At 72.3% G+C, this 23704-nt stretch carries 29 protein-coding genes and 1 pseudogene; 11 read left to right on the forward strand and 19 right to left on the reverse strand.

Annotated elements, in window-relative coordinates:
• Positions 1 to 28: 28 nt before the first annotated feature.
• The 4 genes from ACFVN5_RS03445 (at position 29) to ACFVN5_RS03460 (ending at position 2911) form a co-directional block, all read left to right on the forward strand.
• A complete protein-coding gene (locus ACFVN5_RS03445; RefSeq protein ID WP_376953237.1) occupies positions 29 to 1186 on the forward strand; it encodes an alcohol dehydrogenase catalytic domain-containing protein in 1158 nt (385 codons plus the stop codon).
• Positions 1187 to 1273: 87 nt separating this feature from the next.
• A complete protein-coding gene (locus ACFVN5_RS03450) occupies positions 1274 to 1693 on the forward strand; it encodes a pilus assembly protein CpaE (RefSeq protein WP_376953238.1) in 420 nt (139 codons plus the stop codon).
• On the forward strand, positions 1690 to 2244 hold the full coding sequence (locus tag ACFVN5_RS03455) for a hypothetical protein (protein WP_376953239.1): 555 nt from the start codon (positions 1690 to 1692) through the stop codon (positions 2242 to 2244). Before ACFVN5_RS03450 ends, ACFVN5_RS03455 begins: the two co-directional genes overlap by 4 nt.
• A 1-nt stretch (position 2245) precedes the next feature.
• Positions 2246 to 2911: a VIT1/CCC1 transporter family protein gene (locus ACFVN5_RS03460; RefSeq protein ID WP_376953241.1), complete on the forward strand. Its 666-nt coding sequence runs from the start codon at positions 2246 to 2248 to the stop codon at positions 2909 to 2911.
• On the opposite strand, the gene ACFVN5_RS03465 is transcribed toward ACFVN5_RS03460, so the two are convergent.
• From ACFVN5_RS03465 to ACFVN5_RS03490, 6 genes are all read right to left on the reverse strand, one after another.
• Positions 2884 to 3357: a DUF2809 domain-containing protein gene (locus ACFVN5_RS03465; protein WP_376953243.1), complete on the reverse strand. Its 474-nt coding sequence runs from the start codon at positions 3355 to 3357 to the stop codon at positions 2884 to 2886. The genes ACFVN5_RS03460 and ACFVN5_RS03465 overlap by 28 nt on opposite strands.
• The gene (locus tag ACFVN5_RS03470; protein WP_376953244.1) at positions 3354 to 3596 is read right to left on the reverse strand and encodes a hypothetical protein; all 243 of its coding nucleotides are present in this window, start codon (positions 3594 to 3596) and stop codon (positions 3354 to 3356) included. Before ACFVN5_RS03470 ends, ACFVN5_RS03465 begins: the two co-directional genes overlap by 4 nt.
• Before the next feature lie 10 nt (positions 3597 to 3606).
• Positions 3607 to 4098 carry an NUDIX domain-containing protein gene (locus tag ACFVN5_RS03475; protein WP_376953246.1) on the reverse strand — a complete coding sequence of 164 codons (492 nt, stop codon included), beginning with the start codon at positions 4096 to 4098 and terminating at the stop codon, positions 3607 to 3609.
• Positions 4099 to 4131: 33 nt separating this feature from the next.
• Positions 4132 to 6465 (reverse strand): phosphoribosylformylglycinamidine synthase subunit PurL, encoded by a 2334-nt coding sequence (gene purL / locus ACFVN5_RS03480; protein WP_376953248.1) that lies wholly within the window; start codon positions 6463 to 6465, stop codon positions 4132 to 4134.
• Positions 6466 to 6754: 289 nt separating this feature from the next.
• Entirely contained in the window at positions 6755 to 7570 is an 816-nt protein-coding gene (locus ACFVN5_RS03485; protein ID WP_376953249.1) for a shikimate 5-dehydrogenase, read from the reverse strand.
• Positions 7571 to 7634: 64 nt separating this feature from the next.
• Positions 7635 to 8096 carry a DUF3817 domain-containing protein gene (locus ACFVN5_RS03490; protein ID WP_376953250.1) on the reverse strand — a complete coding sequence of 154 codons (462 nt, stop codon included), beginning with the start codon at positions 8094 to 8096 and terminating at the stop codon, positions 7635 to 7637.
• Positions 8097 to 8240: 144 nt separating this feature from the next.
• On the opposite strand from ACFVN5_RS03490, the gene ACFVN5_RS03495 reads away from it, so the two are divergent.
• Both ACFVN5_RS03495 and ACFVN5_RS03500 read left to right on the forward strand, forming a co-directional pair.
• Positions 8241 to 8825: a hypothetical protein gene (locus ACFVN5_RS03495; RefSeq protein WP_376953251.1), complete on the forward strand. Its 585-nt coding sequence runs from the start codon at positions 8241 to 8243 to the stop codon at positions 8823 to 8825.
• Positions 8826 to 8872: 47 nt separating this feature from the next.
• A complete protein-coding gene (locus tag ACFVN5_RS03500; RefSeq protein ID WP_376953252.1) occupies positions 8873 to 9238 on the forward strand; it encodes a DUF1801 domain-containing protein in 366 nt (121 codons plus the stop codon).
• Positions 9239 to 9248: 10 nt separating this feature from the next.
• Here ACFVN5_RS03500 and ACFVN5_RS03505 read toward each other — a convergent pair whose 3' ends face one another.
• The 5 genes and pseudogenes from ACFVN5_RS03505 to ACFVN5_RS03525 form a co-directional block, all read right to left on the reverse strand.
• Positions 9249 to 9788, reverse strand: coding sequence for a tetratricopeptide repeat protein (locus ACFVN5_RS03505; protein ID WP_376953254.1), 540 nt, complete (start codon positions 9786 to 9788; stop codon positions 9249 to 9251).
• Between the two features lie 74 nt (positions 9789 to 9862).
• On the reverse strand, positions 9863 to 10222 hold the full coding sequence (locus tag ACFVN5_RS03510; RefSeq protein ID WP_376953255.1) for a hypothetical protein: 360 nt from the start codon (positions 10220 to 10222) through the stop codon (positions 9863 to 9865).
• A gap of 164 nt (positions 10223 to 10386) precedes the next feature.
• Positions 10387 to 11085: a phosphoribosylformylglycinamidine synthase subunit PurQ gene (gene purQ / locus ACFVN5_RS03515; RefSeq protein ID WP_376953257.1), complete on the reverse strand. Its 699-nt coding sequence runs from the start codon at positions 11083 to 11085 to the stop codon at positions 10387 to 10389.
• Between the two features lie 113 nt (positions 11086 to 11198).
• Positions 11199 to 11432: pseudogene (purS, locus tag ACFVN5_RS03520) on the reverse strand (phosphoribosylformylglycinamidine synthase subunit PurS); the annotation flags it as partial.
• A 42-nt stretch (positions 11433 to 11474) separates the two neighbouring features.
• Entirely contained in the window at positions 11475 to 12116 is a 642-nt protein-coding gene (locus ACFVN5_RS03525) for a TetR/AcrR family transcriptional regulator (protein WP_376953259.1), read from the reverse strand.
• Between the two features lie 49 nt (positions 12117 to 12165).
• Between ACFVN5_RS03525 and ACFVN5_RS03530 the strand changes: the two genes are divergently transcribed.
• Complete coding sequence (locus ACFVN5_RS03530) at positions 12166 to 12630, forward strand: DUF2867 domain-containing protein (RefSeq protein ID WP_376953260.1); 465 nt, start codon at positions 12166 to 12168, stop codon at positions 12628 to 12630.
• 48 nt (positions 12631 to 12678) lie between these two features.
• On the opposite strand, the gene ACFVN5_RS03535 is transcribed toward ACFVN5_RS03530, so the two are convergent.
• Positions 12679 to 13107, reverse strand: coding sequence for a hypothetical protein (locus ACFVN5_RS03535; RefSeq protein WP_376953261.1), 429 nt, complete (start codon positions 13105 to 13107; stop codon positions 12679 to 12681).
• Between the two features lie 183 nt (positions 13108 to 13290).
• On the opposite strand from ACFVN5_RS03535, the gene ACFVN5_RS03540 reads away from it, so the two are divergent.
• The gene (locus ACFVN5_RS03540) at positions 13291 to 13716 is read left to right on the forward strand and encodes a DUF1304 family protein (protein WP_376953262.1); all 426 of its coding nucleotides are present in this window, start codon (positions 13291 to 13293) and stop codon (positions 13714 to 13716) included.
• Between the two features lie 50 nt (positions 13717 to 13766).
• Here the strand turns inward: ACFVN5_RS03540 and ACFVN5_RS03545 are convergent, their stop codons facing one another.
• The 3 genes from ACFVN5_RS03545 to kynA are packed head-to-tail and all read right to left on the reverse strand — an operon-like array spanning position 13767 to position 16925.
• Complete coding sequence (locus ACFVN5_RS03545; protein ID WP_376954303.1) at positions 13767 to 14990, reverse strand: kynureninase; 1224 nt, start codon at positions 14988 to 14990, stop codon at positions 13767 to 13769.
• A 32-nt stretch (positions 14991 to 15022) separates the two neighbouring features.
• Positions 15023 to 16042 carry a hypothetical protein gene (locus ACFVN5_RS03550; protein WP_376953263.1) on the reverse strand — a complete coding sequence of 340 codons (1020 nt, stop codon included), beginning with the start codon at positions 16040 to 16042 and terminating at the stop codon, positions 15023 to 15025.
• 4 nt (positions 16043 to 16046) lie between these two features.
• The gene (gene kynA, locus ACFVN5_RS03555) at positions 16047 to 16925 is read right to left on the reverse strand and encodes a tryptophan 2,3-dioxygenase (protein WP_376953265.1); all 879 of its coding nucleotides are present in this window, start codon (positions 16923 to 16925) and stop codon (positions 16047 to 16049) included.
• Positions 16926 to 17109: 184 nt separating this feature from the next.
• On the opposite strand from kynA, the gene ACFVN5_RS03560 reads away from it, so the two are divergent.
• Complete coding sequence (locus tag ACFVN5_RS03560) at positions 17110 to 17769, forward strand: TetR/AcrR family transcriptional regulator (RefSeq protein WP_376953266.1); 660 nt, start codon at positions 17110 to 17112, stop codon at positions 17767 to 17769.
• 146 nt (positions 17770 to 17915) lie between these two features.
• On the opposite strand, the gene ACFVN5_RS03565 is transcribed toward ACFVN5_RS03560, so the two are convergent.
• The 3 genes from ACFVN5_RS03565 to purD form a co-directional block, all read right to left on the reverse strand.
• Positions 17916 to 18773 (reverse strand): VOC family protein, encoded by an 858-nt coding sequence (locus tag ACFVN5_RS03565; protein ID WP_376954304.1) that lies wholly within the window; start codon positions 18771 to 18773, stop codon positions 17916 to 17918.
• 125 nt (positions 18774 to 18898) lie between these two features.
• Positions 18899 to 19840, reverse strand: a complete 942-nt coding sequence (locus ACFVN5_RS03570) for a phosphoribosylaminoimidazolesuccinocarboxamide synthase (RefSeq protein WP_376953268.1) — start codon at positions 19838 to 19840, stop codon at positions 18899 to 18901.
• Between the two features lie 37 nt (positions 19841 to 19877).
• Positions 19878 to 21191 (reverse strand): phosphoribosylamine--glycine ligase, encoded by a 1314-nt coding sequence (gene purD / locus ACFVN5_RS03575; RefSeq protein ID WP_376953269.1) that lies wholly within the window; start codon positions 21189 to 21191, stop codon positions 19878 to 19880.
• 102 nt (positions 21192 to 21293) lie between these two features.
• Here purD and ACFVN5_RS03580 point away from each other — a divergent pair, with 102 nt between their 5' ends.
• Both ACFVN5_RS03580 and ACFVN5_RS03585 read left to right on the forward strand, forming a co-directional pair.
• Positions 21294 to 21698: a sterol carrier family protein gene (locus ACFVN5_RS03580; protein ID WP_376953271.1), complete on the forward strand. Its 405-nt coding sequence runs from the start codon at positions 21294 to 21296 to the stop codon at positions 21696 to 21698.
• 80 nt (positions 21699 to 21778) lie between these two features.
• Positions 21779 to 22144: a potassium transporter Trk gene (locus ACFVN5_RS03585; protein WP_376953273.1), complete on the forward strand. Its 366-nt coding sequence runs from the start codon at positions 21779 to 21781 to the stop codon at positions 22142 to 22144.
• An 11-nt stretch (positions 22145 to 22155) separates the two neighbouring features.
• On the opposite strand, the gene purF is transcribed toward ACFVN5_RS03585, so the two are convergent.
• A complete protein-coding gene (gene purF / locus ACFVN5_RS03590) occupies positions 22156 to 23613 on the reverse strand; it encodes an amidophosphoribosyltransferase (RefSeq protein ID WP_376953274.1) in 1458 nt (485 codons plus the stop codon).
• Positions 23614 to 23704 lie beyond the last annotated feature (91 nt).

Below are 23704 nucleotides of genomic sequence, written 5' to 3' on the forward strand. Positions count from 1 at the left end.
ATCGGCGCCGGTCGCTAGGCCCCCGGGAGTGCACACCGTCCAGCGCGTCGGCGCCCTCGACGTCATCGTGAAGCCCTCGCCCGTCGCCATGGTCTGGAACGAGCCCGGCCGGCCGCACGACGCCATCGCGGCGCCCGGGGTGCGACTCTCGCCCGGCGAGGCGCTCGTCGAGGTGGAGCTCGCCACGGTCTGCGAGTCCGACGTGCGCATGGTGCGTGGCGAGCGGCCGGTCACGACCCCGCTCGTGCTCGGCCACGAACAGGTCGGCCGCGTGGTCGCGATCGGCGAGGGGGCCATGCGCTCCGACGGCGTCCCGCTCGAGCTCGGCGACCGGGTCGTGTGGTCGGTCACCGTCAGCTGCGGCGAGTGCGACCGCTGCCTGCGGGGCCTCCCGCAGCGGTGCCGCTCCCTCGCGAAGTACGGCCACGAGCGCGTGCATCGGGGCTGGGAGCTCTCGGGGGGATTCGCGACGCACGTCCAGCTCCGCGCCGGCACCGAGGTCGTGCGCGTCAGCGAGGAGGTGCCGAGCCGGGTGCTGGCGCCGGCCTCGTGCGCGACGGCGACGGCCCTCGCCGCGCTCGACGCGGCATCCGCTCGGGTGGATCTCGCAGGCGCTGGGGTGCTCGTGACGGGCGCCGGCCTCGTCGGCATCACGACGGCGGCGATGGCGCTCGAGGCGGGCGCGCAGGTGGTCGTGTCCGACCCGGATGCCGCCCGGCGGGCGTTCGCGCGGGGGTTCGGCGCGCTGACGGCGGACCCGGCCGCACGTCCGCCGTCGCCAGAACGGCTGGCCACCGCGCTCGCGACCCTCGAGGCGCGCGGCGTCCCCGAGGTGCTCGTCGCCGTCGAGACGACCGGGGTCCCGAAGTCCGTGCACACCGCGGTCGGCGCGCTCGGCGTCGGCGGCATGGCCGTGCTCGTCGGCAACGTCCCGCCCGGGTCCGAGGTCTGCCTCGACCCCGCGTCGCTCACGAGCCGGCTCGTGACGATCTCTGCGGTGCACGACTACACGGGCGCGCAGCTGCGACGGGCGGTCGCGTTCCTCGAGCGCGCGTGGCGGAACGTGCCATTCGACGAGCTCGTGGGCGCGACGCATCCGCTCGCCGAGGTCGACGACGCCATCGCGGAGGCGGCGACCGGGGAGTTCGTGCGCGTCGGCGTGGCGCCCGGCCGGCGCCCGATCTGAGCCCGCCTACCGAGCCGGAGGCCGGAGGCTGGAGGCCGGGGCCGTGTCCGGCGTGACGCAGCGGCCCGAGCACGGCAGCATGGGGGGATGATCTCGAGGGAGCTGGCGCGCGAGCTGCGCGACGCGGGGCTGGCGTGGCATCCCGAGTCGGGCGACCGGTTCCAGCTCGACCTGCCCGAGCACGTGGAGCCCGACGTCGAGGCCGACGTCTTCACGGTGAGCGAGATGACCATCGAGGCGCGCCGCTATCCGACGGGCACGATCCTCGCGTTCAACGGCACCACCGAGTGGGCGCTCGACTCGGTCGCGCTCGTCGACGCGGTGTGGCTGCCGCGCGAGGACCAGCTGCGCGAGCTCCTGCGCGCCACGTTCCGCTCGCTCACCCGCCTCGACGACACGTTCGCGGTCGACGTCGAGCTCGGCGGCGAGCCGCGCCGCTTCGAGCACCCCGAGGTCGCCGAGGCCTACGGCATGGCCCTGCTCGAGCTCATCGGCAGGTCGCGATGACGGATGCCGCGGGCCCACCGGGTCCGGCACCGGATGCCGCGCCGGCCCTCGCCCGCGCCCGCGAGCTGCTGGTCGGAGCCGCGGCGACACTGCGCGACGGCGGAGCCCGCCGCGAGACGCTCGCCGAGCTCGCACCCGCCCGCCGCGTGCTGGGGATGCCGCGCCCTGCCCGGATGACGCCGATCGGTCCCGTGTGGCGGCTGGGCGTGCTCCTGCTCGACGAGTCCGGTCGCGCGTACGCCACCGGACACGTGGTGCGCGCGGAGCGTGCCGCCCGCAAGAGCGTCACCGCGGAGGCGGTCGCGCAGCAGCGGGCGTGGCGGGCCGCGGCGGTGAAGGGCGGGATACCCGAGGGTGAGACCGTGGACTTCGATGCTCCGGCCGTGGACCTCGACGAGCTCGGCCGGCTCGGGGCATCCGGCCCGCTCGTGCTGCTCGACGACGTCGTGCGCGTGCGCTGGAGCCCGGCGCAGCCCGATGCGCTCACGCCCCTCGACGCCTACCTGCGCGACCGGGTCGACCTGCTCGTGCACCCGCCCGAGGGGACCTGAGATGGGCTGGTACCGATCGCCCGGGTTCCGGGGGCTGGCCATCGCGGCGAGCGACGGTATCATCGGCACCGCCGGCGTGCTGCAGGGCTTCGCCGGCGCCGGCGCCTCGAGCTCGACGCTGCTCGTCGCCTCGATCTCGGCCCTCGTCGCCGGGTCCGCCGCGGGTTTCGGGTCGAAGTACGCCGAGCTCGCGGCCGATCGCGACGCCGAGCGGGCCGTGATCGCCGACGAGGAGCGCGACCTGCACGAGGACTCCTCCGACGAGCTCGCCGAGCTGACCGCGCACTTCGAGGAACGCGGTGTCGAGCGGGACCTCGCCCGGGCGACCGCGGAGCAGATGTTCGCGCACGACGCGCTCGCCGCCCAGCTCGAGACCGAGCACGGCATCACCGCGCGGACGGGAGCGGCCGGCCCCTACCTGGGCGCGCTCGCCACCGCGCTCGCGTTCGCCGTCGGCTCGGCGCTGCCGCTCGCCATCCTGCTCGCCTACCCGGCGGCCTGGGAGACCTGGGCCGTCTTCATCGCCGTGCTGATCTCGTTGGCGATCACGAGCGTGCTGATCGCGATCTCGGCCCGGACGTCGGTGCCCCGGGCGCTGGCGCGCACCCTCACGCTGGGCGCGGCGACCATGGCCCTCAGCTACCTCGCGGGCGTGCTCGTCTTCTGAGTCACCGAGCCGTCGCCGCCCTCCGGCGCGCTCCCCCTGCGCCGGATCACGGCGACGATCGGCACCAGCAGCACGGCCCCGACGAGATACGCCACCAGGTCCATCGGGTCGAACGAGCTGCCGAACACGAGGCGGGCGAGCGGCACGACGTCGACGATCGCTGCAGGGATTCCGGTGAGCTGCAGCAGCTCGATCACCGTCGCGAAGGCGACGGCGATCAGGGCGACCGCCGGCCCGGTGAGCGACGGACGGATCAGCAGCGCCAGCAGGCCCGCGAACACGACGTAGAGCGCGCTGCCGAGCAGGTCGATCACGAGCGACCGGTCGAGCAGCTGCAGCCCCAGTCCGAGTGCGAGGCAGGCGACGGCACCGATGACGGCGCGCACCCGCACGGCGCGCGACGACGCGATCGCGGACGCGGGCGCCGCCGGGCGGGACGGACTCACCGGTCGTCGCCGTCGGTGCGCGACGGGCGCACCTCCGACTCCTGGATCGACTCGATGACCGAGTCCTGGAGGCCCTTCTGGCCCGTGTGCAGCTCCTGGTAGGTCTCGCCGGCGCCCATGATCGGCCCGAACGCGGAGCGCAGACGCTGCCCGCGCGGCGCCTGCACCGCGCGGATCGTCATGCCGACGACGAGGGCGAGCACGAAGAGGAGCGAGAGTGCGGTGATCACGGCTTCCATGACACGATCCTCAGAACCCGTACGCCGTGATCACGGGAAGCTTGCCGGCGACCATGCCGTCGAGCACGAAGCGCTCGTGGTGCACGACGTTCGCCGGCAGGTCGTCGAGGTCGAACCAGCGGATCTCCTCGGCCTTCGGCTCGAGCAGGCGCGGCTCGCCGGTCCACTGACGGCAGGCGAAGAAGAAGTCGACGCGCTGGTCGATGGCGGCCGGCGATCCGGTGCGGTGCATGGTGGTGAGCGGCGTGAGCGCTCGGGGCTCGATGGCGACGCCGATCTCCTCGGCCGCCTCGCGGATCAGTCCGTCGAACACCGACTCGCTCGCCTCGACGTGGCCAGCCGCCGAGGCGCCCCACCAGCCGTCGTAGTATCCCGTGCCCGCCCGGAGCTGCAGCAGCACGCGTCCGCCGTCGAGCAGGAACACGTAGGCCGCCGGGATCACCGTGAAGCGACCGTGCTCCGCGGCGTAGCCCGCCGTGTAGTGCTGTCGCTCGTCGCTCATCGCCGGATCCGCGCGCCTGTCAGTGCCGCCGGGTCAGTACCCGACGACCGGGCCGAACGCGTCGGCGAGCGGGGCGCGGTTGACGCGGCGCAGCTCCTCGACCGGCACAGTGAACAGGCCCTGCACCTCGAGGGCGCCCGACGCGGCATCCGTCACGCCGATGCGACGCACCGGGTAGCCCCGGCCCTCGCAGAGGCCGCGGAACTTCACGTCGTCCTCGCGGGGCACGGTCACGATCACGCGACCGGTCGACTCGGAGAAGAGCGCCGTCGCGGCGTCGATGCCGGCGTCCTGGAGCACCTCGTCGAGGACGACGCGCGCGCCGACGCCGAAGCGGCCGACCGCCTCGGACAGGGCGACCGCGAGGCCGCCATCGCTGAGGTCGTGCGCCGAGTCGATGAGGCCCTCGAGCGCGGCCGCGTTGAGCAGCTCGGCCAGGTCCTTCTCACGACCGAGGTCGACGGCCGGCGGGCGACCGCCGAGGTGGTCGTGCACGACGCCCGCCCAGGCGGAGCCGTCGAGCTCGGCCGACGTGTCACCGAGCAGGTAGATGTTGTGGCCGTCGTCCTGCCAGCCCGAGGGGATGCGGCGGGCGACGTCGTCGATCACGCCGAGCACGGCGATCACGGGCGTCGGGTGGATCGGCACGTCGCCGGTCTGGTTGTAGAACGACACGTTGCCGCCCGTGACGGGGATGCCGAGCTCGAGGCATCCGTCGCTGAGGCCCTCGACGGTCTCGGAGAACTGCCACATGACCTCGGGGTTCTCGGGGGAGCCGAAGTTCAGGCAGTCGCTGACGCCCATGGGCTTCGCGCCGGTCACGGCGACGTTGCGGTACGCCTCGGCGAGGGCGAGCTTCGCGCCCTGGCGCGGGTCGAGCTGCGAGTAGCGGCCGTTCGCGTCGGTCGCGACCGAGACGCCCAGGCCCGACTCCTCGTCGACGCGCACCATGCCGGCGTCGTCGGGGTGGCTGAGCGCGGTGTTGCCGAGCACGTACTTGTCGTACTGGTTCGTGACCCACGCGGCATCCGCCTGGTTGGCCGAGCCGACCAGCGCCATGAACTGGGCGCGCAGGGCGTCGCCCGACGTCGGTCGAGGCAGGCCGGATGCCCCGTCGGCCTGCAGCGCGTCGAGGTACGACGGGTAAGCGACCGGGCGCTCGTACACTGGGCCGTCGACCGCGACCGTGCGCGGGTCGACGTTCACGATCTCCTCGCCGCGCCACGTGATCGAGAGGCGGCCGGTCTCGGTGACCTCGCCGAGCACGCTCGTCTCGACGTCCCACTTCTCGACGACCTCGAGGAAGCCCTCGAGCTTCTCGGGCTTCACGATCGCCATCATCCGCTCCTGGCTCTCGCTCATGAGGATCTCCTCGGGCGTGAGCGTGGGGTCGCGCAGCAGCACCTCGTCGAGCACGATCGACATGCCGCCGTCGCCGTTGGAGGCGAGCTCGGAGGTCGCGCACGAGATGCCGGCGGCACCCAGGTCCTGGATGCCCTCGACGAGGTCGCCCGCGAACAGCTCGAGGCAGCACTCGATGAGCACCTTCTCGGCGAACGGGTCGCCGACCTGCACCGCGGGGCGCTTGGTGGGGCCGCCCTCGGCGAACGTGTCGGACGCGAGGATCGACGCGCCGCCGATGCCGTCGCCGCCCGTGCGGGCGCCGAAGAGCACGACCTTGTTGCCGGCGCCCTTCGCGTTGGCGAGGTGCAGGTCCTCGTGGCGGAGCACGCCCACCGCGAGTGCGTTCACGAGGGGGTTGGCCTGGTAGGTCGGGTCGAACCACGTCTCGCCGCCGATGTTCGGCAGGCCGAGGCAGTTGCCGTAGAAGCTGATGCCCGCGACGACGCCGTGCACCACGCGCGCCGTGTCGGGGTGGTCGATGGCGCCGAAGCGCAGCGCGTCCATGACGGCGACCGGACGTGCGCCCATCGAGATGATGTCGCGCACGATGCCGCCGACCCCGGTCGCAGCGCCCTGGAACGGCTCGATGTACGACGGGTGGTTGTGCGACTCGATCTTGAAGGTGACGGCCCAGCCCTCGCCGATGTCGAGCACGCCGGCGTTCTCGCCCATGCCCACCATCAGGTGCTGCTTCATGTCGGGCGTGACCTTCTTGCCGAACTGGCGCAGGTAGATCTTCGACGACTTGTAGGAGCAGTGCTCGCTCCACATGACCGAGTACATCGCGAGCTCAGCGCTCGTGGGACGGCGGCCGAGGATGTTGCGGATGCGCTCGTACTCGTCGGGCTTCAGGCCGAGCGCCGCGTACGGCTGCTCCTTCTCCGGGGTGGTCGCTGCGACCTCCACGGTGTCGAGCACCGGAGTCGTCGGGGCAGCGGTCGTGGCGGCGGTTTCGGTGGTCACGGGTGGCGAGCTCCAGGGAACAGCGGCGAGCGGATGCCGCGGGCGGATGCCGGACCCAACGAGTCTACCCGGCGTGCTCACGTGAGCACGCCGGGCGGACCGAGCGCTCCCGAGCACCCCCGGGCCGCCGACTGCCGCGATAACGCCCGGCCTCTCAGCCAGCCCGGGCCGCGGCGCGGTCTGCGTTTCTCAGGAGATCTGCGCGGCTCGGCGGCCGAGGTCGGGCGAATCTCCTGAGAAGCGTGCGGTTGCGACCCCGTGGTCCTGAGAAAAGCGTTCGTGCGGCGGGTCACTCCTCCCGCGAGAACGCCGCCGCGCGCTCCACCTGGTCGCGTGTCAGCGCGACGCCCGTGTAGCGCTCGAACTGCCGCGCGGCCTGCAGCGCGATGACCTCCGCGCCCGTGATCACGGGCTTCCCGGCTGCGCGGGCGGCGAGGATCAGCGGGGTCTCGGCGGGGAACGCGACCACGTCGAAGACGGTGTTCGCGCGTTCGATGAACTCGGGCGCGAACGCGAGTGCCGCGGCATCGGCCCCATGCATGCCCAGGGGAGTGACGTTCACGATGATGTCGAAGTCGGGCTCGGGATCGTCGGCGACCCAGTGGTAGCGGTACTTCTCGGCCAGCGCGCCGCCCGCGTCGGCGTTGCGCGCCACGATGCTGAGGTCGGTGAAGCCCGCGCCGCGGAACGCCGCCACGACGGCCTTCGCCATGCCGCCCGAGCCGCGCACCAGCACCCGCTGCGCCGGATCCAGCTCGTGCTCGGCGATGAGCTGCGCGATCGCCTCGTAGTCGGTGTTCGACGCCGACAGCACGCCGCCGTCGTTCACGATCGTGTTCACCGACTCGATCGCCGCGGCCGAGGGCTCGACGATGTCGACGAGCGGGATGACCGCCTCCTTGAACGGCATCGACACGGAGCATCCGCGGATGCCGAGCGCGCGGATGCCGCGGACGGCCCCCTCGATGTCGTCGGTCGTGAACGCCTTGTAGATGAAGTTCAGGCCGAGCTCGTCGTAGAGGACGTTGTGGAAGCGGGTGCCGAGGTTCGACGGGCGGCCGGCGAGCGAGATGCACACCGACATGTCCTTGTTGAGGATGGGCATGCGGTCCATTCTCGCGCCCCGCGCGAACGGCGGCCACGCCCGCTCGCGAGCCGGCGGGCGACGCCTACGCCTCGCGGCCTCCGGGCGGGCCGATGACCAGCAGCGCGGAGAACACGACGGCGATGCCGATGACCGCCGCGACGGTGAGCAGCACCGGGCGGGCGAGGAACCAGCGCAGCATCCCGTTCACCCAGGAGGCGTCGGCCGGGTGCTCGCCCGCCTCGCGGCGCCACTCGCCCTCGAGGCGGCCGCGGCGCATGAGCCAGACCTCGAACGGGATGGTGGCGTACGGCACGATCGCGGTGAGCACCGCGAACGCGATGAGGCCGAGGTGCCAGCGCTGGTTCACGCCGACGAGCACGGCGGCGAACGCGTACGCGAGGAAGACGAAGCCGTGGATCGAGCCGCCGACGAGCACGGCCGCGTCGACGCCGGCGGCGTACTTCAGGATCATGGCGACGATGAGGATCGTCCAGGTGACGGCTTCGGCGAAGGCGAGTGCGCGGAAGAGGCGCTTGGGTGACACATGGGCTCCAGGGTTCGGGGTCCTTCCATGGTGCCAAGGCCGGCTGCACGTGGCATCCGTCGAAGGATGGAACCGGTCCGTCAGATTCGGCGAGCGCTCCGGTCCCCTGCGGCGTTACGATGTCCGCGAATCGGGGAGGCCGACATGACGAGCAGCAGCGACGAGCAGCACGCGGCGCGCGTCCCCGACGAGGAGCGCACGCCCCGTCACGCTGCGCAGGCGGCGTCCGAGACCGTGGTGAAGCGAGCCACCCTCATGCTGCGGGCGTATCGATCGGAGTCCGCCATCTACGGCGTGGTGCTCGTGAGCTCGCTCATCGCGATCGGCTGGCGCGAGGACACCGACCTCCAGGTGCTGGTCTTCACGCTGGGTGCGGTCGTCGTCTTCTGGCTCGCCCACGTCTACGCGGGAACGATCGCGCGCGAGGAGTCGGAGGGGCCGCGGCTCCGCGGGATCCTGCTCGCCGCGCGCTCCTCGGCCGCGCACACGGCGGGGATGCTGCTGGCGATGGTGCTGCCCACGATCTTCCTCGGCCTCGCCGCCCTGAACCTGCTCGACGAGTACCTCGCGTACTACCTCGCCCTCTGGGTGGGGGTCGCCGTGCTCGCCGTGATCGGCTGGTTCGCCGCCCGGCGCCGCGGTGGGCACTGGGGCTGGTGGCTCCTGAGCGCCGTGGTGACGGCCACCCTCGGGCTGATCGTGATCTGGCTCGGCTCGCTCGTCCACTGAGCTCCGCAGCGGATGCCGCGGCGCCGCCCCGAGGAAGGGAGACACCCATGGCGAAGCACGATCCCGACGTGGACGCCTGGTTCGACCGCTACGACAACCCGCAGCGCGAGCTCGTGCTCGCCGTGCGCGAGGCGATCCTCGATGCCGACGACCGCGTGAACGAGGTCATCAAGTGGCAGGCGCCGACGTTCACCTACAAGGGCAACATCGCGTCGTTCTACCCGAAGACGAGGACCCACGCGAGCCTGATGTTCCATCGCGGCGCGGCGCTCCCCGATCCTGACGGGCTGCTCGAAGGTGAAGGCGACGTGTCCCGCATCGCGCGCTTCCTCGACGCCGACGACCTCGTGGCGAAGCGGAATGCGCTGCAGACGCTGATCCGGGCGTGGATCGCGCAGCAGGACGGCGGCTGACCGCCGCTCCTCAGCGCCCGCGCTGCTGGTCGAGCCCGATCAGGAAGCCGGCGTTGCCGCGCAGCGCCGCCTCGTAGCGGAGCACGTCGGGCGTTCGGATCTCCGCCGCGACGAGGGCGAGCAGCTCGCCGACCGCGCCGTCGCTGCGACCGGCCGCGTGCAGCGCGAGCGCGTGGAACGCCCTCACCGAAGGCGACTCGGGCCACCCCGCCAGCGCGCGGTCGAGCGCGGCCACCGAGTCCTCGTGGCGTCCGAGGAGGCGCAGGGTGCTGCCGTACTGCAGGAGGCACTTGCGCAGCGCGTCGCCCGACAGGCCGGCGGCCATCGCGGCCTCGTAGTAGCCGAGCGCTTCCTGCTCCTGTCCGTCGGTGTCGTACGAGCCGCCGACCTCGTAGAGCACCTCGGGCTGGTTCGGATGCTCCGCGAGCAGCGCGAGGAACGCGTCGATGGTCGGCTGCATGTGCTCGCGGTCGCGCTTGCCGAAGAGGTCGGCGATCGTGTCGGCGAGCTCGGGCGTGAGCGGCTCGGGGGATGCGTCGGCGGGGGTCATCCCCTCATCCTGCCCCGGCCCGTGGTCACCTGCGCCGAACTCATCGCCGGGATTCCCCCGCGCGACTCGGCCGATCACGATCCGTCGTCGTCGAGGTCACCGCCGGGGAACTGCGGGATCTGGCCGTCTCCGGGGCGCACGCCGTCGGGGAAGCCCGGACCGTTCACGCTCATGCCGGGCCCGCCGAGCCGGTTGAAGAAGGCCGTCGCGTTCCCGGCGACGAACCCGCTGGCGAACGAGAGCACTGCGATGAGCACGGCCGACACGGCCAGCACCCAGGCGCGGCGGTACCACGGGGTCTTCTCCGCAGGGGGCGCGGGCGCGGCGCCGGGCGATGAGGCGACGGATGCCGCGGCGTAGGGCTGGGGCGCCGTGTACGGCTGCGGCGTCGCGCCGGCAGGTCCGGTCGGGTACTGGGGTGCGGTGGCGGTCATGAGGTCCTCCGGCGAGGCGGGGCGGATCCCCGCGGCTCCCCGAAGCATCCGGCCCGTCGCTATGCGCCGCCCATCAACCGGCAATGGAGGGCCCACGAATGCACGCGCCGCGAATGGCGCCGTCACCGATCACGGCGCCGCACCGCGGCATCCGCTGGCCGGGCTTATGCCTCGACGAGCGCGCGCTGCACGACCGAGGTGAAGAACCCGAGTCCGTCGACGCCGGACCGCATCGCGGCGGGGGTGTCGGGGCCGAAGCCGGGCTCGACCGCGTGCTCGGGGTGCGGCATGAGGCCGACCACGTTGCCGCGGGCGTTCGTGATGCCGGCGATGTCGCGCAGCGAGCCGTTGGGGTTCACGTCGACGTAGCGGAACACCACGCGGCCCTCGCCCTCGAGGCGGTCGAGCGTCTCGTGGTCGGCGATGAAGCCGCCCTCGCCGTTCTTCAGCGGGATCGTGATCTCCTGGCCGGCCTCGAAGCCGCTGGTCCAGTCGGTCGACGCGTTCTCGACGCGCAGCACCTGGTCGCGGCAGATGAACGAGCCGTGGTCGTTGCGGATGAGGCCGCCCTCGAGCAGGTGCGCCTCAGTGAGCATCTGGAAGCCGTTGCAGATGCCGAGCACGGGCAGGCCCTTGTTCGCGGCATCCACGACCTCGGTCATGATCGGGCTGAGCGACGCGATGGCGCCGCAGCGCAGGTAGTCGCCGTAGCTGAAGCCGCCGGGCAGGATCAGCGCGTCGACGCCCTCGAGGTCGTGCGAGCCGTGCCAGAGGGCCACGGGCTCGGCGCCGGCGAGACGCACGGCGCGCTGGGCGTCGCGGTCGTCGAGCGAGCCGGGGAAGGTGATGACGCCGATGCGCATGGGGGCCGGCCTCAGTGGGTCTCGCCCGCGGGCGCGACGTAGCCGGTGTCGGCGTGCTCGGATGCCGCGTGCGCGGCCTCCTCGGCGAGCTCGACGTTGGACTGCTCGTAGTGGATGCCGACGACGTCCTCGATGACCGAGTTCGAGAGGATCTCCTCGGCGATCTGCTGGACCTGCGCCTTGAGCGCGTCGTCGACGGGCCCGTCGACGGTCAGTTCGAAGCGCTTGCCGATGCGCACACCGGTGAATCCGGTGCGGCCCGTGCGGGCGAGGGCGCCGGCGACGGCCTTCCCCTGGGGATCGAGCAGCTCGGCCTTGGGCATCACGTCGACGACGATGGTGGGCACCGCGGTTCTCCGTCCGGTGTCGAGGGTGTGGATGCCTCGATTCTATCGGGCGTCGGGCGACGTGCCGTCCGGCTGCACGCCGGCGCCCTCGGGCTCGGCCTCATCCGCATGGCGTGCTGCATGCCTGCCGTGGACGCCGCTGAGGCTCATGCCGAGGACGGTGGCGGTGAGCTCGTGCGTGTCGACTGCCGGCCCCGCCCTCCATCCGCCGGCGGCGAGCTGCTGGAAGCCGATGACCGCCGCGACGACGGCGGCGCCGCGGCGGCGCGCCTCGTCGTCGTCGACGCCGGCGTCGTGCAGCAGTGCGGCGACGTAGGCGACGCGCCGCTCGGTGACGCGGGCGACGACGGCGTCGACCGACTCGGGCGCCGCGTCGAGGTAGAGCGTGCGCTCGCCGCCGCGCTCGCCCATGCGGTCGACGATGACGTCGTAGAGGGCGGCGAGCCGCTCCTCGGGCGTGCCCGCGCGTTCCACGAGGTCGATGACGAAGTCCGTCTCGCTGCGCTCCCACCGCTCCATGACCGCGTTCACGAGGGCGGCCCGATCGGCGAAGTGCCAGTAGAACGAGCCCTTGGTGGCGCCGAGGTCGCGCGCCACGGCCTCGACCCGCACCGCGGCGAGGCCGCCCTCGTTGAAGCGACGGTACGCCGCGCCCACCCAGTCGTCGGCCGAGAAGCTTGCCATGACTGTACGGTACCGTATAGTCTTCCATACGCCCCCGTATGGAGGAACGATGTCCACTCCCGTCTTCTGGTCGATGGCGTTCGACGAGATCGCCGATCCCGACTACGCCGACGTCGCGGTCGGCGTGCTGCCCGCGCACGCGACGGCCGACCCGGCGGCGTGGGCGCGCGCCCTGTTCTCGCTGCGCTCGCTGCCGACGTGGCTCGTCCTGCTCGTGCGCCTGCGCCAGCTGCTCGGCCCGCTCGTGGGCGTGCCCAGGGCGCCGCGCGACCGCTTCGCCGTGCGCTGCGTCTCGGGCGACGAGGTCCTGATCGCCGTCGATCAGCGGCTGCTCGACGTGCGGGTCGGCGTCGGCGTCGACGAACGGCACGGCATCGTGCGGGTGGTCACGGCCGTGCGGCTCAAGGGTCGGCTCGGCCAGGCGTGGTTCCTGCCGGTGCGGGTCGTGCACCCGCACCTCGTGCAGGCGATGATCGCGCGCTCGCGGCGCCGGCTGTCGGGGGTCACCGCGTGAGTCGGCCCGGTCGGCGCCACACGCTCGACCGGGCCGGCGACACTCGGCTCAGCGCTTGAAGATGCCCCGCAGCACGAGCACGACGCCCGCGACGATCGCGGCGCCCACTGCGATCACGGCCACCGGGTTCTCGCGGTAGCGCGCCTGCACGTAGGTGACGCCGTCGTCGGCGGCGGTCTTCGCGTTCGCGTAGGCCTCCTTGGCTTGGGCGGTGACGGCATCGGCGGCATCGGATGCCGCGGCCTTCACGTCGTCGATCACGTCGCCGACGACCGCGGCCACGTGCTCCTTCGCGTCGTTCCCACCGTCGAAGAGCTCGTCGGCGGCGCCGCGGACGGACGCGCTCGCGTCGCGGACGGCGTCGCCGGCCTCGTCGAGCAGCTCGTCGCCGGCATCGCCGACGGCATCCGTCACCTTGTCTGCGGCCTGGCGTGCGGCCTGGGTCGCGTCGGCGATGTTGCGGTCGGTGTCGGTCATGGTTGCACCCTCCTCGTCGTTGCGATCCGGTCATGGTACGCGCGCTGGTCGGGAGCCGTCCGAAGCGGCCGCGGGGCTTGCCAACGCGCCGACGGGGCTGCTAGGTCGAGGTCGGGGTATCCGCGCCCTCATGGTGTGGCGGGCCCCGATGCGGATGCCGCCGGCGCCGACGAGGATACGCCCATGAATCCCGTCGCACAGGTGCTCGCCGCCCTCGAGGCGCTGACGCTCATCGCCGTCGGCATGCTCGAGTCGTTCTTCTTCCGCAGCCCCGAGCTGTACCCGATCTTCCTCATCGATCCCGACGAGTACGACGCCGTCGCACTGTGGACCCGCAACGTGGGCGTCTACAACATGCTCATGGGTCTGGCCGTCGTGGTCGGCCTCGTGCTCGTGCACCGGGCGCAGGTCGCCGCAGGCCGCGCGATCATCCTCACGATCTCCGGCATGCACGTCGTGCTGGGCATCTCGCTCGTCGTCACCGCGCCCGAGCTCTGGCTCTCGGCGGTCTTCGAGTTCGGCCTCGCACTCGCGGTGATCCTCGCGATCGTGCTCGGCGACCGCCGGGCGGCCGCACGCACGCCGTCGGACGCCATGACGGCGGCCTGAGGCATCCGCCCCCTGCGACCGCCCTTCGCCGGGCGGCCCGCTACGCCGCCCTACGCCAGCCCGGCCCGCTCGAGGAGCACGCTCTTCAGCTGGTCGCGCGTGGCCGCGAGGCCGCGGTGCACCTCCTCGAAGCTCGTCGACAGCGGCGAGAGGCCGAGCCGCAGGCCGCCGGGGTCGCGGTAGTCGGGGATCACGTCCTGCTGCCAGAGCCGGGCCGTGACCTCGCGCATCGCCGGATGCTCGAGCGTCACGTGCCCGCCGCGCTCCTCGGACTCGGTCGGCGACGCGAGCGTGACGCCGAGCGGAGCGAGCCACTCGTCGGCGACCGTGATCGCGTACGACGTGAGCGCGACCGACTTCGCCCGGATCGCGGCGATGCCGGCCTCCTCGATCATGGCGAGCGTCTCCTCCATCGCGAGCATGCCCACGATGGGCGGCGTGCCGCTGATGAAGCGACGGATGCCGCGGGCCGGGCGGTACTCGGGGCCCATCGCGAACACGTCCGCGGTCCCCATCCACCCCTGGATGGGCTGGGCGAGCACGTCCTGGAGGTCGTCGCGCACGTAGGCGAACGCGGGGGAGCCCGGACCGCCGTTGAGGTACTTGTACGTGCAGCCGACGGCGAGGTCGAACCCCCAGTGGTCGGCCCGCACCGGCACCGACCCGGCCGAGTGGCAGAGGTCCCAGAGCACGAGTGCGCCGGCGTCGTGCGCGATGCGCGTGAGCTCCTCGGCGTCGGCGAGGTAGGCCGACCGGTAGGCGACGTGCGAGAGCACGACGAGTGCGGTGTCGGGTCCGACGACCTCGGCGAGGTGCTCGGGCGTCACGCCCGACGAGGTGTCGACCTCGATCCAGCGCAGGCGCAGGCCGCGTTCGCGCGCGATGCCGTCGAGCACGTAGCGGTCGGTGGGGAAGTTGTCGCTGTCGACCACGATCTCGCGTCGACCGGGGTCGCGTGCGAGCTGCGCGTCGACGGCCGCGCGCGCGAGCTTGTAGAGCAGCACGGTCGTGGAGTCGCCGATGACGGTCTGCCCGGCCTTCGCCTCGATCACCGCGCGCCCGATGCGGTCGCCGATCTCGAACGGCAGCTGCATCCACGCCTCGTCCCACCCGCGGATGAGCCGCCCGCCCCAGTCCTCGCGCAGGAACCGGTCCATGCGGTCGATCGCAGCGATCGGCGGCCGCCCGAGCGAGTTCCCGTCGAAGTAGACGAGGTCGCTCTCCGCGCCTACGAAGCGCTTGCGGTAGTGTGCGAGCCCGTCGGCGCGGTCCATGCGCCGGGCGTAGGCGAGATGCGGGTCGAGGGTCACAGGGCCTCCAGGTCTTCCATGGGCACGAGGCACGCGGTCGCGAGCCACGCGGGCACCTCGTCGAGGGTGTCGGGCACGGGGCCGGGCACGAAGGTGGCGATGCCCTCGGCGCGGGCCGGGCGGGGCCACGGGTCGGTGATCGCGGCGAGGAGGGCGGGGGCGTCGAGGCCCGCGCCGGCCATGAGTGCGAGCTCGTCGGCGTTCACGCCCAGCGGCTGGTCGCCGTTGCCGAGGTCGGTGCCGTAGAGCACGCGGCCGCCGGCGTCGAGGAAGCGCCGCAGGTTGCCGGCGGCGCGCTCGGAGTCGGGCGTGACGGTGCCGTAGCCGGTGACGAAGAGGGTCGAGATCCAGCGCTGCCCGATCGCGACGGCCCGCTCGAGCAGGGCGTCGTCGACGTGCTCGGTGAACGGCGTGTGGGCGAGCGCGTCGATGCCGGCCTCCACGGCGAGCCGCGTCATCCCGTCGCCCTCGACGTGCGCGACCACGGGCAGGCCCCGCTCGTGCGCGGCCCGCACGATCGCGGCGAGCGTCGTCGGGTCGAACACGGGCCCGACATCGGCGTTGAGCGCGACCTTGATGACGGATGCCCCGAACGCCTGCTGTTCGCTGACCGCGGTCTCGGCGGCACTCGGCAGCGCCGATCGTCCGGCGCGGTGGTCGGCCTCGACCTCGCGTGCGCAGCCGGGCGCCGCCCACGGACGACCGATCGGGTAGCCGCCGGGCGCGGTCAGGAACGTGCCGGCGAAGTCGGCGCGCGGCAGTCCGTCGCGGTGGCGGCGGGCCGCCACGAGATCGAGCGGCGCCCCCAGGTCGAGGATGCCGGCGATCGCGGTGTCGGCGAGCGCGTCGGCGCCGACGAGCATGAGGTGCACGTGGTGGTCGACGAGCGGCGGCAGCATGGTGCCCGTCTCACCGGCGTGGTCGCCGTTGAGCGAGCGGCGCACGGGCACGGCCAGCGGGCCGAGGTCGAGCGCGACGACGGGGGCGACGAACGGGTCCGCGGGGGCGTCGGTCATCGGCTCAGCCCGGGATCTCGGTGCGCACGGCGTAGAGCTCGGGGAAGAACGTGAGCGCGAGCGCGCGCCTGAGGAACGGGGCGCCGCTCGACCCGCCCGTGCCGGTCTTGGAGCCGATGATGCGCTCGACGGTCTTCAGGTGGCGGAAGCGCCAGAGCTGGAAGTTGTCCTCGAGGTCGACGAGCTCCTCGCACGTCTCGTACGCCGCCCAGTGCTCGTCGGGGTTCGCGTAGATCTGCGCGAACACGGGCACGAGGTCGGCGTGGAACGTCCACGCGAGGGTGACGTCGCGCTCGAGCACGTCGGCGGGGATCGGGTAGCCCGCCCGGGCGAGCAGTCGCAGGAACTCGTCGTAGAGGCTGGGCGATTCGAGGGCCCGGCGGAGGATCGCGGTCGCCGCGGCATCCGACTCGAAGACCTGCATCATCTTCGCGTTCTTGTTGCCGAGGACGAACTCGACGGCGCGGTACTGGTAGGACTGGAAGCCGCTCGCATTGCCGAGCACGCCGCGGAACTGCCCGTACTCGGTGGGCGTGAGGGTCGCGAGCACCGACCACTGCTCGGTGAGCGTCTTCTGGATGTGCTTGACGCGCGCGATGCACTTCAACGCGGGTGCGAGCTCGTCGACGCGCAGCAGCTCGCACGCCGTCTCGAGCTCGTGCAGCACCAACTTCAGCCACAGCTCCGTGGTCTGGTGCTGGATGATGAACAGCAGCTCGTCGTGGTGCTCGGGCTGCGATATCGGCCGCTGCGCGGCGAGGAGGGTCGACAGGTCGAGGTAGCCGCCGTAGCTCATGCGGTCGCTGAAATCGGTGACGACGGATGCCTCGATGCGGCGCGTGTTGGCCGCGACGGGCTGCTCGTCTTCGAGGGGTTCGGGCACCCCATCAGCCTAGCCCGCGACGCTTCGTGCGGATCGGGCGCGGCGGGCGCCCCCACCCGGTCAGACCGGCCTGCTGCCCGCCGCGCCGCCTCCCTCTCCCCCAAGAGGGCCGTCCGCCACCGCTCCGATCGAAGCGGAGGCGACTCTCCGAATGATACCCGACAACCGGGCGTACAGTGAACTCGTGAACCCCACTGCGTCGCCGCGCCGCGATGCACGACGCAACCACGAGCGGCTCCTCGTCGAGGCGAGGGTGCTCTTCGGGGAGCGCGGCATCGACGCCCCGCTCGACGAGCTGGCCACGCGGGCGGGCGTCGGCGCGGGCACGGTGTACCGCCACTTCCCGACGCGCGACGCGCTCATCCGCGAGCTCTACGACACCGCCGTCGGCGACCTGCACGACTTCGCGCCCGAGATCGTCGGCGCCGAGACCGGATGGCGCGCGATCGAGCTCTGGCTGGAGCGGCTGGGGGCCTGGGTCGCCGAGTCGCCGTACCTGCCCGCGGTGATGCGGCGGGTCGCGGAGCTCGACCCCGACTACAAGCCGGGTGCCGAGTTCGCCGACACGATGGACGGCATCGTGGCGCGGGCGAAGGCCGAGGGCGCGCTGCGCGAGGACGTCACGGCCGTGGACCTCGGCGTGCTCGTCGACATGCTCGGCTCGATCGGGCAGTACGGCGGCGCCTACCTGCCCTACTGGCGGCGCCAGCTCACGGTCGTGCTCGACGGCCTGCGCGCCCGGCCCGACCTCACGCCGCTGCCGGGCGCCGGGCAATCGTTCGACGCGTTCCACGACATGTCGCACGCGAAGGGGCCGAAGTCGGCCCCCTCGGTGATCGAGTAGCGCCCGGCGGAGCCGGACGCGTATCGAGATCCATGTTCCGCTCGAGCAACATGCGTCTCGATACGCGTCGCCTCCGGCGGCGCTACTCGACGACCGGCGCGTACGCGTCGCCTGCGGCGGCGCTACTCGACGACCGGGCGGCGGCGCTACTCGACGACCGGGCGGCGCTCGGCGCGCACCTCGACGAGGTTCTCCCACGGGTCGTCGAACGCGAGCGTGCGACCGTCGTCGCGCGTCGTGACGTCGTAGTGCGACATCCGCTCGCCGAGCTCGCCGAGGTCGTCGGCCGTCGGCACGACGATCTCGACCTTGCCGAGACCGAGCGCGAGGCCGCGTCGGCCGGCGCCGGCGCTGTTCCACGTGTTCATCGCCATGTGGTGGTGGTAGCCGCCCGCTGAGACGAAGAGCGCGCCGGGCCAGCCGTCGGCGGTCGTCTCGAAGCCGAGGCGGTGCACGTAGAACTCCCGCGCGCTGTCGATGTCGCCGACGGAGAGGTGCACGTGGCCCACCACGGCGTCGCCGAGCCCGAGGCCGGATGCCGCGGCATCCGCCCCTGCCTGGCCGAGGTGCTCGCGCAGGTAGGTGTTCGGGTCGAGGAAGATCGTGGCCATCTCGATCCGTCCGTGCGTCCAGCTCCAGGTGGAGCGGTCGCGGTCGAAGTAGAGCTCGACGCCGTTGCCCTCGGGGTCGGTGAAGTAGAACGCCTCGCTCACGAGGTGGTCGGAGCTGCCCGTGAAGGTGCCGGGGTACTTGGACGCGACGGAGTAGGTGGCGGTCGCGAGCGCCTCGCGCGAGTCGAACAGGATCGCGGTGTGGAAGAGCCCGGCGCTGCGCGGCGACGCGTGCTTGAGCTCGGGGGCGTGCGCGAGGATCACGATCGGCGTGGCGCCGCGTCCGAGTACGGCGACGGGGCCGTCGTGGCTCAGCAGCTGGAGGGTGACGCCGTCGCGGTAGTAGCGGATCATGGCGTCGAGGTCGGCGACCCGCAGCGTCACCGCGCCCATGCCGGTGTCGGCGGCGAGGAGTCCGCCCGACGGAAGGTCATTGGTTGTAGTCACAACTAATGATAACGCGGGACGCCCGAGTGCGCATTCCCGATGGCGTCAGCGTCTCGGGGCCGAGCTCCGCGTCAGAGCCCCAGCGTCAGTCGGTCGAGCAGCGCCCGGTAGCGCTCGGCGGTCTGCTCGACGATCTCGTGCGGCAGCGTCGGCGGGGCCTCGAACGCCGCCTGGTCCCAGTTCGCGGCGAGCCAGTCGCGCACGATCTGCTTGTCGAAGCTCGCCATGCGCGACTCGGGCGTCGTGCCCGTGCGGTACGCGTCGGCATCCCAGTAGCGGCTCGAGTCGCTCGTGAGCACCTCGTCGGCGAGCGTCACGATGCCCGTGTCGCGGTCGGCGCCGAACTCGAACTTCGTGTCAGCGAGGATGAGCCCGCGCCGCTCGGCGATGATCGAGGCGTGCGCGAACGTCTCGAGCGAGATCGCGCGGAGCTGCTCGGCGACGGTCTCGCCGACGAGCTCGACGGTGCGCTCGTACGTGATGTTCTCGTCGTGCTCCCCCATGGGCGCCTTCCACGCGGGCGTGTAGATCGGCTCTGGGAATCGGTCGCCGTTCTGCAGGCCCTCGGGCAGCGGCACGCCGCCGATGGCGCCGGTGGCCTGGTACTCCTTCCAGCCGCCGCCCGTGAGGTAGCCGCGCACGACGCACTCGATGGGGAACATGTCGAGCGTGCGGGCCAGGGTGGCGCGGTCGGCGACCTCGGCGGGGATGGCAGGCAGGTGCAGGCGGTCGTCCTCGGCGTAGGCGAGGTGGTTGGGCACGTCGGGCAGCTGGTCGAACCACCAGCGCGTGAGCGCCGTGAGCATCGCGCCCTTGCCGGGGATCGCGGGCTCGAGCGCCCGGTCGTACGCGCTCACGCGATCGCTCGCGACCACGAGCACGATGCGCGAGAGCTGGAGCGGGTCGCCCGTCCAGGTGTCGTCGTCGTCCAGCGCCTCGCTCGGCACGTACAGGTCGCGCACCTTGCCCGAGTAGACGTGGGTCCAGCCGGGCAGGTCAGCCGTTCCGCTCATGTGTCCGTGCTCCTCACTCCGCGACGATGCGCGGCGGTCACTCCGCGACGCGCGCGGCGATGTCGGTGCGGTACTGCCCGCCCTCGAGGCGCAGGCGGCCGAGCGCGTCGTAGGCGCGGCTGCGGGCCTCGGCGAAGTCCGAGCCCACCGCGACGACGTTGAGCACGCGGCCGCCGGTGGCGATGAGCGGGGGCTCGCCGCCGTCGGCCGCGGTGGCGCCGATGGCCGTTGCGGCGTGCGCCACGTGAACGCCGGGCACGGATGCCGCGTCGTCGAGCCCCTCGATCTCGCGACCGGTCACGGGGGCTTCGGGATACCCCTCGCTCGCGAGCACGACCGTCACCGCGGCATCCGCCCGGAACTCGGGACGCGGCAGCGCACCCAGGCCGGCCGTGGCGGCGGCGAACAGCAGGCCCGACAGCGGCGTCGCGAGGCGCGGCAGCACGGCCTGCGTCTCAGGGTCGCCGAACCGGGCGTTGAACTCGATGACGCGGATGCCCTTCGGCGTGAGGATGAGGCCGGCGTAGAGCAGCCCGATGAACGGGGTCTGCTCCTCGGCGAGCTGCCGCACGGTCGGCAGGGCGATGGTCTCGATGACCTCGTCGACGAACGCCTGCTCGCTGCCGAAGTCGTCGGCGAGCCAGGGCAGCGGCGAGTACGCGCCCATGCCGCCGGTGTTCGGCCCGGCGTCTCCGTCGTGCAGGCGCTTGTAGTCCTGGGCGGGCGAGAGCGGCAGCACGTTGGTGCCGTCGGACAGCAGGAAGAGCGAGACCTCCTGGCCGTCGAGGAACTCCTCGACGAGCACGGGGCCCTGCTGCAGGTAGTGGGTGGCGTGCGCGAGCGCGGCGTCGCGATCGGTCGTCACGAGCACGCCCTTGCCTGCGGCGAGGCCGTCGGCCTTCACGACGTAGGGGTCGCCGAACTCGTCGAGCGTCGCCTCGACCTCGGCGAGGGTCTCGGCGAGCGTGGCCCGGCCGGTCGGCACGCCGGCGGCCTCCATGATCCGCTTCGCGAACGTCTTCGACCCCTCGAGCGCCGCGGCCGCCTTGCCGGGACCGAACACGGCGATGCCGCGGGTCCGCAGGGCGTCGGCGACGCCAGCGACCAGCGGCGCCTCGGGGCCGATGACGACGAGCTCGATGTCGTTGTCGATCGCGTAGTCGGCGACCACGACGGGGTCGGTCGGGTCGAGCGCGATCGTGGTCACGGTGCCGCGGGCCGCAGAGGTCGCGGATGCGGCGATTCCGGCGTTGCCGGGAGCTGCGATGATCTCGTGGCCGGCCTCCTCGTCGAGGAGCGCGAGGATGATGGCGTGCTCGCGCGCGCCCGAGCCGAGGACGAGGATTCTCACCGGTTCAGGCTACCGGATCGGGGTGCGCGCGCCCGGGGCCGGGACCCCGTGTGACGGCCCCCCGCACACCCCTGTGTCACCGGCGTGCGGGAGGATGGAGGCATGGCACGCGCACGCATCGACGACGAGCTCGGACGCGCGGCGTTCGCCACCGTGCGAGCGATCGCGGCGGAGCACGCGGCGGCCGGCGATCGGCTCGGGCTCGCGGCATCCGTCGACCGCACGACCCTCGCGTTCGCGGTGCGCTACTCGCTGCAGCTGCTCGCCGAGCAGGCGCCGGGCGGCACGGTCGAGGTGCGGGTGCCGCCCTACGCCGCGGTGCAGTGCGTGGAGGGTCCGAAGCACACGCGCGGCACGCCGCCGAACGTCATCGAGACGGATGCCGGGACCTGGATCGCGCTCGCCGCGGGCGACCTGTCGTGGCAGGACGCCCGCGACGCCGGGCGGGTGCACGCGTCGGGGCAGCGGGCCGACCTTGCGGACGTCCTGCCGGTCATCCCGGGCTGACGGGTCGATGGCAGGGCCTGCGGCACGGACTCCGACGGCGCCCGGCGATGACACCCTGCGCCGGATGGGACAATGGACGGGTGAGCAACACCGATGACTTCCCCCGCCCCGAGGGCGACGGCGGCGAGCCGCTCGAGACCGACGTGACGGACGACGTCGTCACGGTGCGCCGCGCGCCGCGCTACGGCCGCTTCATCACGCTCGGCGCGCTCGTCGGCGCGGTCGTCGCGCTGATCCTCACGTTCGCGTTCTCGGGCGAGCCCGCGCAGCCCGATCTCCAGCCCGGCTTCGACAAGGGCCAGGTCTTCGGCTTCCTGCTGCTGCTCTGCGGCGTGATCGGCGCCGCGCTCGGCGCGGTGGTCGCGCTCATCATCGACCGCGCCTCGGCCAAGCGCGCGCGGGCCGTCGACGTCGTGCACGAGTCGACGCACCGCATCGACGACTAGCGTCGATCAACTCAGCTGAGCTGCGTCTTCTCGACCCACTCGAGGTACTCCTCGGTGACCGTGCCGGTCACGTAGTCGCCGGTGAAGCACGACAGGTCGAGCCGGTCGATCGACGTGCCCTGCGTGATCGCCGCCTGGAGGTCGTCGACCTCCTGGTAGATCATGTGGTCGGCGCCGAGCTCGCCCGCGATCTCGGGGATCTTGCGGCCGTGCGCGATGAGCTCCTGACGGCTCGGCATGTTGATGCCGTAGACGTGCGGGAACCGCACCGGGGGAGCGGCCGACGTGAACGTCACCTTGTTGGCGCCGGCGGCGCGCGCCATCTCGACGATCTGCTGCGATGTCGTGCCGCGCACGATCGAGTCGTCGACGATGAGCACGTTCTTGCCCTTGAACTCGGTGCCCATGGCGTTGAGCTTCTGGCGCACCGAGCGCTTGCGCTGCGCCTGCCCCGGCATGATGAACGTGCGGCCGACGTAGCGGTTCTTGTAGAAGCCCTCGCGGTACTCGATGCCGAGCTTCTGCGCGACCTGCATGGCCGCGGGGCGCGACGAGTCGGGGATGGGCATGACGACGTCGACGTCGCCCTTGTCCATGTGGGTGGCGATCGTGTCGGCGAGCCGGTCGCCCATGCGCAGGCGCGCCTCGTAGACCGAGATGCCGTTCATGACCGAGTCGGGACGGGCGAGGTAGACGTACTCGAACGAGCACGGCACGAGCCGCGGGTCGCGGGCGCACTGCCGCGAGGACATCTCGCCGTCGAGGGTGATGAAGATCGCCTCGCCGGGCTCGACGTCGCGCACGACCTCGTAGTCGCCGTTCTCGAGCACGAGCGACTCGGATGCCACGATCCACTCGGTCTTGCCTGCCTCGGTGGTGCGCTTGCCGAGGATGAGCGGGCGGATGCCGAACGGGTCGCGGAACGCGAGGAGTCCGTGGCCGGCGATCATCGCGATGACCGCGTACGATCCCTCGACGCGCTCGTGCACCTGCGACACCGCGCGGAACACCTGGTCGGGGTCGAGCTCGAGGCCCTTGATCTGCGACTGCAGCTCGGTGGCGAGCACGTTCAGCAGCATCTCGGTGTCGCTCGTGGAGTTCACGTGCCGACGGTCGATCGAGAAGAGGTCGCTCGAGAGCTCGCGCGTGTTCGTGAGGTTGCCGTTGTGCACGAGGATGATGCCGTACGGCGCGTTCACGTAGAACGGCTGCGCCTCCTCCTCGCGCTCGGCGGCGCCCTTCGTGGTGTAGCGCACGTGGCCCAGGCCGATGTTGCCGAGCAGCGAGCGCATGTCGCGCGTGCGGAACGCCTCGCGCACCTGCCCGCGCGCCTTCGTCATGTGGAAGACGGGGCCGTCGGCGGTCGCGATGCCGGTGGAGTCCTGGCCACGGTGCTGCAGCAGGAGGAGGCTGTCGTAGATCTGCTGGTTGACGGGCTCGGTGGAGACGATGCCGACGATGCCGCACATGCGAGCGATGGCTCCTCGGGGGTGGGGGTGAAGCGTCCGAGCTGGACGTTCCATCCTCCCACACGCGCGCGTGTGAGCCGGCTGAACGGAT

Source organism: Agromyces sp. NPDC057865 (assembly GCF_042796995.1).
GTDB lineage: Bacteria > Actinomycetota > Actinomycetes > Actinomycetales > Microbacteriaceae > Agromyces.

Bases quoted from the DNA above. Each gene is read 5' to 3' on its own strand.
- ACFVN5_RS03450 (WP_376953238.1), top strand. From the start codon at position 1,274: ATGATCTCGAGGGAGCTGGCGCGCGAGCTGCGCGACGCGGGGCTGGCG.
- ACFVN5_RS03455 (WP_376953239.1), top strand. From the start codon at position 1,690: ATGACGGATGCCGCGGGCCCACCGGGTCCGGCACCGGATGCCGCGCCG.
- ACFVN5_RS03460 (WP_376953241.1), top strand. From the start codon at position 2,246: ATGGGCTGGTACCGATCGCCCGGGTTCCGGGGGCTGGCCATCGCGGCG.
- ACFVN5_RS03470 (WP_376953244.1), bottom strand. From the start codon at position 3,596: ATGGAAGCCGTGATCACCGCACTCTCGCTCCTCTTCGTGCTCGCCCTC.
- ACFVN5_RS03475 (WP_376953246.1), bottom strand. From the start codon at position 4,098: ATGAGCGACGAGCGACAGCACTACACGGCGGGCTACGCCGCGGAGCAC.
- ACFVN5_RS03485 (WP_376953249.1), bottom strand. From the start codon at position 7,570: ATGCCCATCCTCAACAAGGACATGTCGGTGTGCATCTCGCTCGCCGGC.
- ACFVN5_RS03495 (WP_376953251.1), top strand. From the start codon at position 8,241: ATGACGAGCAGCAGCGACGAGCAGCACGCGGCGCGCGTCCCCGACGAG.
- ACFVN5_RS03500 (WP_376953252.1), top strand. From the start codon at position 8,873: ATGGCGAAGCACGATCCCGACGTGGACGCCTGGTTCGACCGCTACGAC.
- ACFVN5_RS03505 (WP_376953254.1), bottom strand. From the start codon at position 9,788: ATGACCCCCGCCGACGCATCCCCCGAGCCGCTCACGCCCGAGCTCGCC.
- ACFVN5_RS03510 (WP_376953255.1), bottom strand. From the start codon at position 10,222: ATGACCGCCACCGCACCCCAGTACCCGACCGGACCTGCCGGCGCGACG.
- purQ (WP_376953257.1), bottom strand. From the start codon at position 11,085: ATGCGCATCGGCGTCATCACCTTCCCCGGCTCGCTCGACGACCGCGAC.
- ACFVN5_RS03525 (WP_376953259.1), bottom strand. From the start codon at position 12,116: ATGGCAAGCTTCTCGGCCGACGACTGGGTGGGCGCGGCGTACCGTCGC.
- ACFVN5_RS03530 (WP_376953260.1), top strand. From the start codon at position 12,166: ATGTCCACTCCCGTCTTCTGGTCGATGGCGTTCGACGAGATCGCCGAT.
- ACFVN5_RS03535 (WP_376953261.1), bottom strand. From the start codon at position 13,107: ATGACCGACACCGACCGCAACATCGCCGACGCGACCCAGGCCGCACGC.
- ACFVN5_RS03540 (WP_376953262.1), top strand. From the start codon at position 13,291: ATGAATCCCGTCGCACAGGTGCTCGCCGCCCTCGAGGCGCTGACGCTC.
- ACFVN5_RS03545 (WP_376954303.1), bottom strand. From the start codon at position 14,990: ATGGACCGCGCCGACGGGCTCGCACACTACCGCAAGCGCTTCGTAGGC.
- ACFVN5_RS03550 (WP_376953263.1), bottom strand. From the start codon at position 16,042: ATGACCGACGCCCCCGCGGACCCGTTCGTCGCCCCCGTCGTCGCGCTC.
- ACFVN5_RS03565 (WP_376954304.1), bottom strand. From the start codon at position 18,773: ATGGGCGCGGTGACGCTGCGGGTCGCCGACCTCGACGCCATGATCCGC.
- ACFVN5_RS03570 (WP_376953268.1), bottom strand. From the start codon at position 19,840: ATGAGCGGAACGGCTGACCTGCCCGGCTGGACCCACGTCTACTCGGGC.
- ACFVN5_RS03580 (WP_376953271.1), top strand. From the start codon at position 21,294: ATGGCACGCGCACGCATCGACGACGAGCTCGGACGCGCGGCGTTCGCC.
- purF (WP_376953274.1), bottom strand. From the start codon at position 23,613: ATGTGCGGCATCGTCGGCATCGTCTCCACCGAGCCCGTCAACCAGCAG.